This window comes from Pseudarthrobacter sp. NCCP-2145 (assembly GCF_023708005.1).
GTDB classification, from domain to species: domain Bacteria; phylum Actinomycetota; class Actinomycetes; order Actinomycetales; family Micrococcaceae; genus Arthrobacter; species Arthrobacter oxydans.
Window position 1 is genome coordinate 36,944 of the sequence record NZ_BRCG01000027.1, and the last position, 12,846, is coordinate 49,789.

Here is a 12,846-nt window from a genome sequence, read left to right on the forward strand (position 1 = left end):
GAACCGGCATCGGGCCGGTCCCCCTTACCGGCGGCGCCCCTGGTGGGGAACCGCGGACGTCCCCGTTAGGGGTGTTAGGGGGACGGGTCATGGGCCTGGCTGTCCGGGCCCAGCGCAAGGCGCAGCTTGGCCATCAGGTCCGAGCGGTTTTCCGCACCAAGCCTGCGCCGCATCCGGGCAATGTGGTGCTCGGCGGTGCGCGGCGAAATGTAGATGGCCTCGCCAATTTCCCGGTAGGTCTTGCCGTCGAGCACCAGCCGGGCCACTTCCTTTTCCCGCTCGCTCAGCCCTGCGCCGTCTGGTTGCATGCCATTACCTGCCTCGGTGGGGGGAGCATTGCGGGCCTCGGATGATGCCGGACCCCCCGGGCCCGCCGAACTGGCCTGTGGGTGGAGTTCCCGGGCGCAGGAGAGCAGGCGCACCATGTCCTTGCGCTCGTCCGCCCGGGCGGCGGCGTGGCCGGCAAGCCGTGCTCCCTCCCAGGGCATGCCCACCAGCCCCAGGCCCCGTGCCGCCGCCTCGACGTCATCAGGACGGAACCTCTCGGCCAAAACGGTTACCCAGGCTTTGCCGGCCGCCGCGAGGACGGCTGCCAAGTGGCTTTGCCCTGCGGCCCGGGCGAGCGCTGCTGCGTGCGGGGCCAGGTCAGCGGGGCTTTCGTTCAGCAGGGCAGCCTGGACTGCAGCCCAGTGCAGCGGCACAGCCCACAGCGGCGGATTGCCCAGGCGCTCCAGGAGGCCCCATGCGTCCGTGAGGTACGGGGCAACCCTGCGGCCTTCCCGAAGGCGGGCGGCTGCGATCATCAGCTCCCCCCAGGGCAGCAGGCTGTACAGGTCCACTGCAGTGTGGAGCGTCGCTTCGCGCGCCCGTTCCCAGGCCTTGATGAGCTCGGGGAAATCGCCGTTGCGCCGGGCAAGGGCCACTTCCAGGGCCGAACAGAGGAACTCGTCGCGCGGCACCAGCGGCCAGTGGTTCGCTTTGGATGCCTCATTGATGGCGAGCCGTGCGTCCTCAAGCCTGTCCTGCATCATCGCCGACCACGCCTGCAGCAGGAAGAGGCGCGGTTGGGCGGTATCGCCTCCCTGCCCGGCGGCGGCCGCGGACCGGCAGATTGTTTCCGCCAGGTTCGGTTCCCCGCTGTGCAGCGCCACCAGTGCCGCCAGTGCCGCCGGAGTCTCCGGCAGGGGAAGCGCGGCACCCGCCGCGTTCAGCATGTCCGAGGCGTGGATCAGGGTCTGGAGTCCCTGATGCGGGTCTCCCTCCAGTGACTGGAGGATGCCTTTTCCGAGGTGGGCGAGGGTGGCGGCAAGCAGCGTGGGGGACGAGGGGGGTGCATCGGCCCCGAACATGTTCTCCGCACCGGACAGGTCGCCGCAGCCGATCAGGGTGACGGCGGCAAGGGGCGCGGATTGGCCAATGCGGGAGGGGCCCAGCCAGCTGTAGACATCGGCTCCGCGGGCGATCATGCCCCGCTGGGCCCACACCGCGGCTGCCACGTCCGCGGCCCGGCGGACGTCCGGTGGACCGTCCTGCCCCAACAGGGTGTCCACAATGCGGGTGGCCGTGTCCAGGTCGCCGTTGGCCGCGGCGGCCTGGGCACGCCGGGCCGCTGTGGCTTTCTCGTCCGTGCCCGCCAGCAGGGCCTCATCGTAGAGCTGGTACGCCAGCCCGGGATCGCGCTCCAGCGCCTTGTCCGCCGCCTGCTCCAGCTCGGCTGCCACCCTTGGATCGGCGAGTCCGGCGCGTGCCAGTTCCCGGGCGAGTTCCCCCAGCGGCTGGCCGTTGGCCGCGTAGACGCCCACCAGCTCCCGCTGGAGCGCATGCACCTTGGTGGTGGGGGCGACGGCGAGCAGCGCGTGCCGGGCCGGGCCGACCACCGCGCCGTCCGGGGTCAGCAGGCCTGACGACTCTGCCCTGTGCACCAGGGCGTCCAGGCTCTCCACCCCGTTTCCGTCGATCTTGCGCTGCAGGTCTGACGGCAGGGGTCCCGGCAGGGCGAAACCTACGGACAACGCCAGCAGCAGCTCCCGGACTGCTGCGTTCTCACCCTTGAGCTGGCTTGCCATGAGTTCCGCGCTCTGCAGTGACGTCCCCCGGTGGTCCGGCTCGGGATGGCGGAATGCCGTCTTCTGCGTGTGCGGCTGGTAGCTGACCATGTCAGGCCGCCGGGATCGTCGTCGTGGCGGTGGCGGTGCCGGTGTCCGTGGAAGTGGCCGTCGCTGTGCCGGTGGAGCCGGAGCCCGTGGGTTCCTGTGCCAGGGGCGTAAACCCGCCCGTGCCTGTGGGTGACGCGGATACCTGGACCGTTGGTGAAGGCGAACCGACGGATGTGGGCGTAGCTTCCGTGTCCGTGGATGTGGGCTCCGCCGTGCTTGTGAAGCGGGTAGGCTCCGCCGTGCTGGTCCCTGGGCTCGCTGCCGTTGTGGAAGGGGCCGGCGTCCCGGACCCGCTGCCGGATGGCGTGGGCGAAGGGCTGGACGTGACCGGTTCCGGGGCTTCTGTCGTCGTTGGATCAACGGTGGGGGTCGCCCCGTCAGTGGTCGGCGTGGCTGTGCCAGTAGTCGCCGTATCCCCTGGCGCAGTGGTGCCGGTGGCCTCACCTGCCGTGACTGCGCTGGCGGAGGGCCCTTCGGAGGCGCCCTTCTCGATGGCCCGGATGGACGCTACCTGGCCGTTCGGCTTCCCGTCCGGCACGGGGCCAGGTGCCTGGGAGGCAGCGGCCCGCTCCATGCCGGAATCGATGCCCGCCACCGGGACCTGGATGTCTCCCGCGGCCCCTGCCGCTGGACCGGCACCATTGCCGCCCCCGGCGGCACCGGTGGCGGGCACGGCCCCGCGATCATTGGAGGCCCCGGCCGGCGGGACGAACACGGAGGTCAGGCTGTTGAATCCTGCCGGGCTCTGGGCGGCCGTGGCGGTGAGGACAGTGAACAGGACCGCGGTGGCCGCCACGGCAGTAAGCCGCACCCGGGGCTTCGGCGCATGCGCTCCGCCCTTGTCACCATTGCCCTGGCTGAGGGCTGCTGCCGCCAGGGATTGCGGGGCGGGCGTGGGGTTCCGGGACCAGCTGGCCAGCCGCAGCGGCGCTGCACCATCCGCGGCGGGGCTGGAAACAGCCTCACCGTGAGCTTCGGCCGGGCTCGATTCCGCTGCGGCGGCAGCAGCCAGAGCCGCCCGGCCCAGCACCGCGGATACGGCTGCGCCCATGCAGATGGAGGACTTGGGATCGGCGTCGACGGCGATGGGACGGTCAAGCTGCTCCGAGATCAGCTGTGCAACAAGGGGAATCCTTGAGGACCCGCCAATCAGCAGCACGGCGGAGAGGTCAGCCGGCTCCAGCCCCAGCTGGCCCAGCGATTGTTCGAGGGCATCCACGGTGTCCCGGACGGGGTCTTCGATCAGTGACTCGAATTCGGGGCGGACCAGGCGTATTTGCTGCTGGATGCCGGGCAGGAGCACGGAGATGTTGGCTTCGCTGTCGCTGGAGAGCGCTTCCTTGGCCTCCACGCACTCCCGCCGCAGCCGGGAAAGCGCGGCGAGCACCCCTGGGGCTGCCGGGTCCAGCCGGGCCAGCCCCCCGTCCGTATGTTCAGCCACAAAGCGGAAAAGGGCGGCATCGAAATCGGCGCCGCCCATGTGTTCAAAGCCTTCCGGTTTCCCGAGCAGTTCAAACCGGTTGCTGGCCTCTTTGCGGAGGACAGCGGTATCGAAGGTGCCGCCGCCGAGATCGTAGACGGCGATGATGCTGCCGTCCTCCACCCGCACCTGGGAAGCGTAATGGAGGGCCGCGGCTTCCGGTTCCGTCAGCAGTGTGACGTTGTGGAGCCCCTTGGCGGCGAGGGCGTCCTTGATGAGGGATGTGCGGTGGAAGCCCCAGGCAGCCGGGTACGTCAGGATGATTTCCGACGGCGGCGCCCCCTGGCGTTCTTCCGCGCGGTCTGCCACCCAGCGGGCCATGGTGGCGAACACGTCCTCGGCGGCCAGGGACAGCGTGCCCGCGGAGATCGGCACGGCGTCGCCAATGCGCCTCTTGAATTCCCGCACGACCCGCCCGGGCGAATCCAGGCCGCGGCGCTCCGCGGCTTCCCCCACCAGGACGGGCCCGTTGTCGGGGTAAAAAAGAACAGAGGGTACCGAGGTTCCACGGAGTCCCAGCGGCAGGCACTCGGGAGAGGAAGCTCCCTGGTCAAAACGGGCGATGGCAGCAGCTGTGAAGCTGGTTCCCACGTCAATGGCGAGAACATAGCTCATGGGTACCTCAGGAAAAACTGTTGTTCCGCCAGCAAACTTCATCACGGGCGCACGAAACCAACGTAGCATTACCGGCTGACCGGGAACAGCCCTGTTGCTACATCGATTTTAGAAGTCCCCGGGCACCTGGGAACCCCGCAGAAGTCCTGCTCAGAGGCCTGAGTACGAGTGGAGCCCGTTGAAGAACTGGTTCACGATGGTGAAGTTGAACACCACGCAGAGGTAGCCAACGATCGAGAGCCAGGCGGCACGGGTGCCGGTCCAGCCCCGGGTTGCCCGTGCGTGGAGGTATCCGGCGTAGACAACCCAGATCACGAAGGTCCACACTTCCTTGGTGTCCCAGCCCCAGAACCGACCCCAGGCCTTTTCAGCCCAGATGGCACCGAACATGAGGGTGAACGTCCAGCCGATGAAGGCGATGGCGTTGATCCGGTAGGACAGGTTTTCCAGGCTCAGCGCGGACGGCACCAGTCGCATGAAGCCCAGTTTGTCCGCCCCGCCGGCAGCCACCGTCTTCTGGCGGTGGGACTGGACCAGCTGCAGCGCGGACATCGCGAAGGTCAGGGTGAAGAGGGCTGAGGACAGCACGGCGATGGACACGTGGATGATCAGCCAGTAGCTCTGGAGGGCGGGAACCAGGTGCCCGACAGGGGTCCAGTAGGCCACGGAGGCGGCCACCAGCATGATGATGGCCAGGCCCACCACGAAGGTTCCCAGGAAGCGGAGGTCGCGGCGGACCAGCACCAGCAGGAACACCGCCACCGCCACGAAGGCGCCGGTGGTGAGGAATTCGTACATGTTGCCCCACGGCACGCGGCCGGCACCCAGCGCACGGGTCACCACACCGGCGGCATGGATCAGGACGCCGAGGACGGTCAGGGCAACTGCCACCCGGGCCGGTGCGCGGCGTTCCGCGGCGTAGCGCATGTCGGCGTCGGCGGTGATGACTCCCCCGGCCCCCGGGCCCGCTGCTTTGGTGGTGGACGACGTCGGCCGCTCGGCTCTGCCGGCCGGCCCGCCCAGGCGCGCCCCGGCGGAATCGGAGCGGGAGGCTTCGGCGGATGCAGCGTGGTCGCCCACCCCGGCTGCCACCGGAACCCTGGCGGAGTCCTGGGCACTGCCGGGCTGCGAGGCCTGAGCAGCCTTGAGGTCGATGGCTCGCAGCGCCTTGCTGCTCTTGGCCAGGTCCCAGGCGAAAGCGATGAAGGCTACGGTGTACGTGCCGGCCGCCAGCAGCATAAAGAGCTCGCTGTACTGGCCCATGGTTTCGTTGATTCCGTACGGCATTACTGGTCCTTTTCGGGCCCGGTGGGGCCGGCTGGGGTGGTGGCGGGGCCTGTGGTTGCGGCAGCTCCGGTGCTATTGTCCCCCGGGCTGCCGGGAGTTTCCTGTGAGGTCCGCGGCGGGCCCTGGTCCGGATCCAGCTGCCACTCTTCGGTCAGCAGCTTGCGGAGGGCTTCCGCTTCGCCGGCAAGCCGGTGGTCCTCGCCGCGGGCCAGGAGCCCGTACTCAACCATGGTGCGGCCGTCCCCGTGGGTGCCCGTACGGACCCACACGCGGCGGCGGTTGACGTAGAGCGACAGGATCAGGCCGGCCACGGCCAGCAGCGCGAAGATCAGGGCGTAGAGCTGTCCGGGGTTGTGGTGGATGTCCACGCCGATGTACCGCTTGACGCCGTCGAAGCTGATGGTGCCTTTGCCGTCGGGGAGGGTGTAGCTGGTCCCCGGCGAGAGGGTGATGCCGCCGGCGTCCAGATTGCGGGCGTTCAGCGGGGTCAGGTCCTTGACGTCCAGTTCAAAGACGTTCTGCGGCGCTCCGTCATCCAGGCCAAGGTCGCCATAGTAGGAGTTGAGCGTGAGCTGCGGGTTGAAGAGCTCCGGGTCACCGCTGAAGGAAACCCCCTCATCGGTGACGAAGGCGGTGGGCAGGAAGAAGCCGGCGAATCCCAGCTGGTCCGGCGCGGCGTCGGGGACCTTGATCACCACGGAGGAGTAGTAGTTGTCCCCCTGGAGCTTGGCCACCACGGGGCCCTGCATGGCCACGTTGCCGGCGCCGTCCCGGATGGTCACCACGGGGGCGTAGCCGTTGCCGGTGAGGTAGATGCTGGTGCCGCCCAGGGTGACGGGATCGTTGACCTTCAGGGTTTCCTGCCGAGCGGGCGCGTCCGGGTTTTCCTTGGTGGTCACTGCGGCCGAGAAATCGATGGGCTGGCCGAACTTGCCCTCCGACTCGCGGTCAAACGTGATGTCGAACTTGTCCAGCTGGATGGAATAGGGCTGCAGCTGGCTGGACTGGAAGTTGGTGCCGGGCGTGAACTGGTCGTAGCCCACCAGGGTGTTCACGAACGTGTCACCCTCCACCAGGATCCGCTGGCCGCTGTAGCCGAAGAGGCCGCCGATGGCCACGGACACCAGGACGCCGATGAGGGACGTGTGGAAGACGAGGTTGCCCACTTCCTTCAGGAAGCCGCGCTCGGCCCCCAAAGACGGCCGCGCGCCGTCGTCGTCCCTGACCTCCACGCGGTAGCCGCGTTTCTTCAGCAGTCCGGCGGCGCCGTGGATGGCGTCCGACGCCGGGATCCCGGCCCGGGCGGGTATCACCAGGGTCCCGTACTCGGGGAGGCGGGAGAGCCGTTTCGGGGTGCGCGGCGGCTGGGACCTCATCGCCTTGTAGTGGGCGATGGCGCGCGGCACCACGCACCCGATCAGGGAGATGAACAGCAGCAGGTAGATGGCCGAGAACCAGGCCGAGGAGTAGACGTCGTACAGCTGCAGGGTGTCCAGCAGCTTCCCGTAGTCCGGGTTGTCCTTGATGTACTGGGTGACGATGGACGGGTTGGCGGGGCGCTGCGGGAACAGTGAGCCCGGAACGGCGGCAACGGCAAGGAGCAGCAGCAGGAACAGCGCCGTGCGCATGCTGGTCAGCTGGGTCCAGGCCCAGCGCAGCATCTCCTTGGGGCCCAGGGCGGGCAGCGCGGCGTCAGCCTTGGCCGCTGGCAGGCCGTTGCCCGTCGCGGGTGTGGAGGACTTCTTCTCTAGGTTCACGCGCTCGCTCATCAGATCGGCAACTTCACATCGGTTTGGAACCAGTACTGGAGTTCGGTCACCCAGGTGCCCCAGACACCGCTGGCCATCAGCAGGCCCAGCACCACCAGGATGCCCCCGCCGGTGCGCTGGATGGCCAGGCGGTGCCTGCGGAAGAATGCCATCACTCCCATCCCCCGGCGGACCGCCAGTGCGATCAGCAGGAACGGGATGCCCAGGCCCAGGCTGTAGACGAAGGCCAGGAAGGCGCCCTTGGCCGCGGACGATCCCCCGGAGAGGCTCAGCAGCTGCACGGCCGAGTAGGTGGGCCCGATGCACGGTGCCCAGCCCAGCCCGAAGGTCAGGCCCAGCAGCGGCGCTCCCCACAGCCCGGCCGGCGGCCTGGCGGAGATCTTGGCGTCGCGCTGCAGCCAGCTGAAGCCGCCCATGAAGACGACACCCATCACGATCACCAGGATGCCCAGGAGTTGGGTGATCCAGGCGTTCTGCGCACCGGTGATCAGGGTTCCGAGCTGGCCGAAAGCCCCGCCGAGGAGGACGAAAATGACGGAAAAACCGAGCACGAACAGTCCGATGCCCACCAGCATCCGGCCGCGCTTCTGCTTCTGCAGGTCCACGCCGCTGAGTCCGGTGACGTAGCCCAGGTATCCGGGGACCAGGGGCAGCACGCACGGGGAGAGGAAGGAGACCAGTCCGGCCAGCAGCGCCACCGGGATGGCAAGCAGGAGCGAGCCATTCAGGATGGCTTCGGCGAAGGGGCTGTTCACGGGACCGCCGCTACTCTGCCACGGCGGCAGCGATGAGGGCCTTCAGGGTGCCTTTTTGGACTTCGCCCAGGACGCGGGAGGCCACGCGGCCCTGCTTGTCCAGCACCAGGGTGGTGGGGACGGCGCCCGGCGGAACCAGTCCGGAGACAGCCAGGAGGACGCCGCCGTCCTTGTCGTCGAAGCTGGGGTAGGTCAGGTTGAAGGTCTTCTCGAAGGCCTCGGCGGTGGCTTTCTCGTCCCGCAGGTTGACGCCGTAGAACTGCACGCCCTGGTCCTTGAACTCCTGGTGGAGCTCTTCCAGGATGGGGGCCTCCACGCGGCACGGGGCGCAGGCGGCGAACCAGAAGTTCAGCACCGTCACCCGGCCCTGGAAATCGGCGGGCGCCACGGTGGTGCCGTTGAAGAGCGTGCCGTTGACCTGGATGGCGGACTTGCGGTCCCCGGCCGCAAACTCCGTCACGGAGCCGTCGCCGGCAACATAGTTTTTGTTGTCGCCCGCTTTGGCCTGCTGGGCCAGGGCATCCTCCTGGGCGCAGCCTGACAGGCCCAGGGTCACGGCGGTCAGGGCCAGGCCACCGGCAGCCAGCAGGCTACGGCGGGAAGTCACGGGATTGCGGTGGGTCACAGCTAGGCTCCAGGGGTGCTGGACGCACCCGGAAGAAGGGAAGCGGCGGGTTCGCTGTACTGCACGCGCAGGAGCGTGCCGGCGTCGTCGAACACCAGGGACGTAATGGAGGTCAGGGTGCATTCGCGTTTCCGAGGGTCATGCCACAGCGGCTTTCCCTCGGCGCTGAGGCGGGTGGCCCAGATGGGGAGCTGGTGGCTGACCATGATGGCTTCAGGCCCGTCCGTGCCGAAGTCCCCGGCTGCCAGTTCGATGGCGCGCAGCCGCGCGTCCTGGACCGCTTCCATTACCCGGGAAGCCTGGTTTTTGTACGGTTCGCCCCAGGACGGCCGCAGCGGGTTGACCAGCCGCGGCCAGTGCTTGGGGCGGCGCAGCTCAGCCCTGGTGACCTTCATGCCCTCGAAGTAGTTCTCCGCTTCGATGATCCGTTCGTCCGTGTGGATCTGCAGGTTGAGCGCGTCCGACGTCGGCCGGGCAGTTTCCTGCGCACGGTCCAGCGGGGAGGCTGCCAGGTAGGTGATCCGGGCACCCCCGGCCGCGCGCCGGCTGAAGTGCTCGGCGAGCGTACGTGCCATCTCCTGGCCCAGTTCGGAGAGGTGGAATTCGGGCAGCCGTCCGTAGAGAACGCCGTCGGGATTGTGGACCTCGCCGTGGCGGAGCAAATGGACAGTGGCTTGGGGCATGTTTACCAGTTTCTCAAAGATGGCGTGCGATCCGAAATCTCCCGGACAAGCTTCTACGGAGAGTAGAACTGAAGTTTTTGAAGAAATGTTCCGAAGACGGGAACAAAACATGCAAATGCATGTTTATACTGGATGCAGCAGTTAGTTGAGACTTCAACAGATGAAGGTTCAACAGCACAACCCGACAGTACGCAAACCCAAGGAGCATCACCATGGCACTTCCCGCAGACGTCACCACCGGCACCTGGACCCTCGACAACTCACACAGCGAGATCGGCTTCACGGTCCGCCACGCGGGCATCAGCAAGGTCCGCGGCCAGTTCACCGAAGCCGCCGCCACCCTTGACCTCCCCGGGGACATCGCCGATGCCAGGATCAACGCCACCATCAACACCGCCAGCTTCGATTCCGGCGACGTAAACCGCGATGGCCACGTCAAGGGCGAGGATTTCTTCGACGTAGAGAAGTTCCCAGAAATCTCCTTTGTCTCCAACGGCCTCGTGGCCAAGGGCGACAGCTATGAGCTGACCGGCGACCTGACCATCAAGGGCGTCACCCGCCCCGTCACCCTGGACACCGAGTTCAACGGTGTGGCTGTTGACCCGTTCGGCAACACCCGTGCAGGCGTTTCCGCCGGGACCACCATCAGCCGCAAGGACTTCGGCCTGACCTGGAACGCCATCCTCGAGACCGGCGGCGTCCTGGTGAGCGACAAGGTTGCCATCAACCTCGAACTCGCCTTCATCGCTCCCGCGGCATAATTCCTTCCGCTCCGGCACCCCGGCCCTGGACTCCCGCAGTCCGGCGCCGGGGTGCCGTCTTTAAGCACGCCGCTCCTTCCGGGTCCCGGCGGGGATTACAGTGAGGGCCATGAGCAACTCTCCCAGCGCGCCGCGGAGCGGTTTTGCCCGAATGTTCCTGGTGACAGGCCTGCCCACCGAACTCAAGGTCTCCTTCTGGATCTGGTTTGTGGGCGGCATCCTGGGCCTGCTGGGTGGAATGCTCGGCATGCTGGCATCGCTGGTGCTCTTTGCCGCGGCACCGGGGGCGGCCACGCTGGTGCTCCTGCTCATGCTGCTGGCGGCAGCGGTCGGTGCGGCGCAGATCGTCCTGGCCCTTGCCATGAAGGACGGAAAGCGCTGGGCCCGCCTGGGCCTCACGGCCCTCACCGGCGCCACCCTGGTCCTGGCCGTGGCCAACGCCATGATGGGCGTGGGCCAGGGCGGCAACTGGGCAACGTTCCTCATCAGCCTGGCGGCAACGGTGCTGCTGTGGCTGCCCAATTCCCAGGCCTTCTTCGCCGCGGCCCGCTCCGGGAATACCTCTTCCGAATGACCCACAAGGCGGCTGCCCGGGGGTACGGTGGACGTAAGTGATGCTGGGGGTAGGGGACAGGACCGATCCCGGCGATTTACCTGGAACCCGACACGCAAAAGGACCGCCCATGAGCACTCCCCCCGTCCCGCCTCCCGTTCCGAACGAACCCGAGCCCGGCTCCGAGTCCGGCAGCCAGGGTCCGCGCTACGGCCAGAATGCACCCCAGTATGGCCAAAACCAGCCCCAGTACGGCCAGCAGTCCGGAACACCGCAGTATGGACAGAACGCCCCGCAGTACGGCCAGAACCCGCCCCAGTACGGCCAGTCGGGCGCACCCCAGTACGGGCAGAACGCCCCGCAGTACGGCCAGAACCCGCCGGCAGCCCCCGGCTACGGCCAGCAGCCGTACGGACAGTCCCCCTATGCGCAGTATCCGTCGGAGCAGCCCCAGCCGTCCGGCAGCACGGGTGTTCCCCAGATGGTCAACATCTCCTTCTGGCTGCTGATTGCCTCCGCCGCGATCTTTGTGATTTCGATGCTGACCGGCCTGACCACGCTGGATGATCCCATGTTCCGCGACGCCTTCGAAACCCAGATCGAGGGCAGCGGCGCCGGTGTCACCTACGAGGATATGAAGGGCGTCATCGCCGGAACCCTGGTGGTGTTCGCCATCATCGGCCTCGCCCTGTACCTGCTGGTGGCGTTCTTCGTCCGTAAGGGCAAGAACTGGGCGCGGATCCTGGGCACGGTCTTCGCGGCACTGTCCATCTTCGGCCTCTTCGGCCCGCCCAGCTTCGCAACCCTCGGCACCCTGCTGGGGATCGCGGCCATCGTGCTGCTCTACCTGCCGGCCTCGGCTCCGTATTTCCGGCGCCAGCAGCCGTTCGCCAACCCGTACGGCGGCAATATGGGGAACCCATACGGCCGGTAACTCCACGCACCACCCACCCTTCGGGCGTGGGCCCCGGAACCAGCAAGCACCGCTGACGGAGACTAGGCGGTCTGCCCCGGGGCCTGCGCCCGTTGTGCGTGATAGGCCAGGATCTGCAGCTCGGTTGCCATGTCCACCTTGCGGAGGTTAACGCCCTCCGGCACCTGGAGCATGATGGGGGCGAAACTCAGGACGCTGCGGACCCCGGCCGCCACCACGCGGTCGCAGATGCCCTGGGCCACGGAAGCGGGCAACGCAAGGACCACCATGTTGGCCCCGGTGCGGTGCAGCACGGTTTCCAGGTCCGCCACGTCGCTGACGCGCAGCCAGCCGACCTCGTTGCCCACCACCATCTGGTCCGCGTCAAAGATGGCCACGACGTCGAAACCCCGGGATTCGAAGCCGCCGTACCGTGCAAGGGCCTTGCCCAGATTGCCGGCACCGACGATGGCAACTTTCCAGTCGTGGGTGAGTCCCAGGGCAGCGGCGATGTGCCGGCTGAGGTACTGGACCTCGTAGCCCACACCGCGGGTGCCGTAGGAGCCCACGTGGGAGAGGTCCTTGCGGAGCGTAGCGGAGCTGACGCCGGAGGCCTCGGCAAGGGATTCGGAGGAGACCCGCTCCACGCCCTCGGCCAGGAGGGTATTGAGGGCACGCAGGTAGAGGGTCAGCCGGGCCACTGCAGCGGGCGGAATCTGTTTGGCTGCCGTGCCCGCAGCTCCCGGCAGGTCCGGGACAGCCTGGGGGGTTGAATCCAGCGAAGCCACCAGCCCCTCCCTCGCATCGCGTTGTGACTCCACTCTAGGGCCCAACCGGCAATGCCATCAAAGCAGGTGCCGCCGATGCAGGGGACACTGAAGACCTCTCCACCACGGTACTGCTCCCCTACTGTGCCAGGGCCCGCTGGAGCACGCGTGCCAGCCGGGCTTCGTCGATTTTCCAAAAATCGCGCTGCACGCCATCCACCAGCACCACCGGGATTTCTTCCGCGTAGCGCTCACGGAGTTCCGGCTGGTTGTCCACCAACTCCTCGCTCCACCCAAGTCCCAACGAGGCTGTAACCCTGCTGACGGCGTCGCGCGCGTCTTCGCAGAGGTGGCAGTCTGCCTTGGTGATCAGGACAACGCGGGGTGAGGCCATGCGTTAACCGTAGACCCGTTCCCCCGGGTCCGGCGACGCCGGGCAAGGGGGAACAAGGCTAAACGGGGATTGAACAGCGGATTGACTA

At 67.7% G+C, this 12,846-nt stretch carries 12 protein-coding genes; 3 read left to right on the top strand and 9 right to left on the bottom strand.

The features are described from left to right. Positions 1-74: 74 nt before the first annotated feature. The 7 genes from NFU08_RS18800 to NFU08_RS18830 form a co-directional block, all read right to left on the bottom strand. The gene (locus NFU08_RS18800) at positions 75-2,156 is read right to left on the bottom strand and encodes a LuxR C-terminal-related transcriptional regulator (protein WP_251425356.1); all 2,082 of its coding nucleotides are present in this window, start codon (positions 2,154-2,156) and stop codon (positions 75-77) included. 1 nt (position 2,157) lies between these two features. Next, positions 2,158-4,251, bottom strand: a complete 2,094-nt coding sequence (locus tag NFU08_RS18805; protein ID WP_251425359.1) for an Hsp70 family protein — start codon at positions 4,249-4,251, stop codon at positions 2,158-2,160. Between the two features lie 150 nt (positions 4,252-4,401). Beyond that, positions 4,402-5,538 (bottom strand): c-type cytochrome biogenesis protein CcsB, encoded by a 1,137-nt coding sequence (gene ccsB, locus NFU08_RS18810; protein WP_251425362.1) that lies wholly within the window; start codon positions 5,536-5,538, stop codon positions 4,402-4,404. Next, positions 5,538-7,307 carry a cytochrome c biogenesis protein ResB gene (locus NFU08_RS18815; RefSeq protein WP_251425364.1) on the bottom strand — a complete coding sequence of 590 codons (1,770 nt, stop codon included), beginning with the start codon at positions 7,305-7,307 and terminating at the stop codon, positions 5,538-5,540. The genes ccsB and NFU08_RS18815 overlap by 1 nt, the downstream gene beginning before the upstream one ends. Beyond that, on the bottom strand, positions 7,307-8,062 hold the full coding sequence (locus NFU08_RS18820) for a cytochrome c biogenesis CcdA family protein (RefSeq protein WP_174177881.1): 756 nt from the start codon (positions 8,060-8,062) through the stop codon (positions 7,307-7,309). Before NFU08_RS18820 ends, NFU08_RS18815 begins: the two co-directional genes overlap by 1 nt. A gap of 10 nt (positions 8,063-8,072) precedes the next feature. After that, positions 8,073-8,651, bottom strand: coding sequence for a TlpA disulfide reductase family protein (locus NFU08_RS18825; protein ID WP_174178051.1), 579 nt, complete (start codon positions 8,649-8,651; stop codon positions 8,073-8,075). 38 nt (positions 8,652-8,689) lie between these two features. Then, entirely contained in the window at positions 8,690-9,370 is a 681-nt protein-coding gene (locus NFU08_RS18830) for a histidine phosphatase family protein (protein WP_174177879.1), read from the bottom strand. Positions 9,371-9,582: 212 nt separating this feature from the next. Between NFU08_RS18830 and NFU08_RS18835 the strand changes: the two genes are divergently transcribed. The 3 genes from NFU08_RS18835 (at position 9,583) to NFU08_RS18845 (ending at position 11,618) form a co-directional block, all read left to right on the top strand. Continuing rightward, positions 9,583-10,131: a YceI family protein gene (locus NFU08_RS18835; RefSeq protein ID WP_251425367.1), complete on the top strand. Its 549-nt coding sequence runs from the start codon at positions 9,583-9,585 to the stop codon at positions 10,129-10,131. 109 nt (positions 10,132-10,240) lie between these two features. Next, the gene (locus NFU08_RS18840; RefSeq protein WP_251425370.1) at positions 10,241-10,705 is read left to right on the top strand and encodes a hypothetical protein; all 465 of its coding nucleotides are present in this window, start codon (positions 10,241-10,243) and stop codon (positions 10,703-10,705) included. Positions 10,706-10,814: 109 nt separating this feature from the next. Next, positions 10,815-11,618: a hypothetical protein gene (locus tag NFU08_RS18845; protein ID WP_174177873.1), complete on the top strand. Its 804-nt coding sequence runs from the start codon at positions 10,815-10,817 to the stop codon at positions 11,616-11,618. A 62-nt stretch (positions 11,619-11,680) separates the two neighbouring features. Here NFU08_RS18845 and NFU08_RS18850 read toward each other — a convergent pair whose 3' ends face one another. Together NFU08_RS18850 and NFU08_RS18855 are read right to left on the bottom strand one after the other, a co-directional pair. Further along, positions 11,681-12,385, bottom strand: coding sequence for a redox-sensing transcriptional repressor Rex (locus NFU08_RS18850; protein WP_174177871.1), 705 nt, complete (start codon positions 12,383-12,385; stop codon positions 11,681-11,683). Between the two features lie 118 nt (positions 12,386-12,503). Further along, the gene (locus NFU08_RS18855) at positions 12,504-12,758 is read right to left on the bottom strand and encodes a glutaredoxin family protein (RefSeq protein WP_174177869.1); all 255 of its coding nucleotides are present in this window, start codon (positions 12,756-12,758) and stop codon (positions 12,504-12,506) included. Positions 12,759-12,846: the final 88 nt, after the last annotated feature.

Excerpts from the sequence above, each read along its gene's own strand:
- NFU08_RS18830 (WP_174177879.1), bottom strand. The coding sequence starts at position 9,370 with ATGCCCCAAGCCACTGTCCATTTGCTCCGCCACGGCGAGGTCCACAAT.
- NFU08_RS18855 (WP_174177869.1), bottom strand. The coding sequence starts at position 12,758 with ATGGCCTCACCCCGCGTTGTCCTGATCACCAAGGCAGACTGCCACCTC.
- NFU08_RS18805 (WP_251425359.1), bottom strand. The coding sequence starts at position 4,251 with ATGAGCTATGTTCTCGCCATTGACGTGGGAACCAGCTTCACAGCTGCT.
- NFU08_RS18835 (WP_251425367.1), top strand. The coding sequence starts at position 9,583 with ATGGCACTTCCCGCAGACGTCACCACCGGCACCTGGACCCTCGACAAC.
- NFU08_RS18800 (WP_251425356.1), bottom strand. The coding sequence starts at position 2,156 with ATGGTCAGCTACCAGCCGCACACGCAGAAGACGGCATTCCGCCATCCC.
- NFU08_RS18815 (WP_251425364.1), bottom strand. The coding sequence starts at position 7,307 with ATGAGCGAGCGCGTGAACCTAGAGAAGAAGTCCTCCACACCCGCGACG.
- ccsB (WP_251425362.1), bottom strand. The coding sequence starts at position 5,538 with ATGCCGTACGGAATCAACGAAACCATGGGCCAGTACAGCGAGCTCTTT.
- NFU08_RS18840 (WP_251425370.1), top strand. The coding sequence starts at position 10,241 with ATGAGCAACTCTCCCAGCGCGCCGCGGAGCGGTTTTGCCCGAATGTTC.
- NFU08_RS18845 (WP_174177873.1), top strand. The coding sequence starts at position 10,815 with ATGAGCACTCCCCCCGTCCCGCCTCCCGTTCCGAACGAACCCGAGCCC.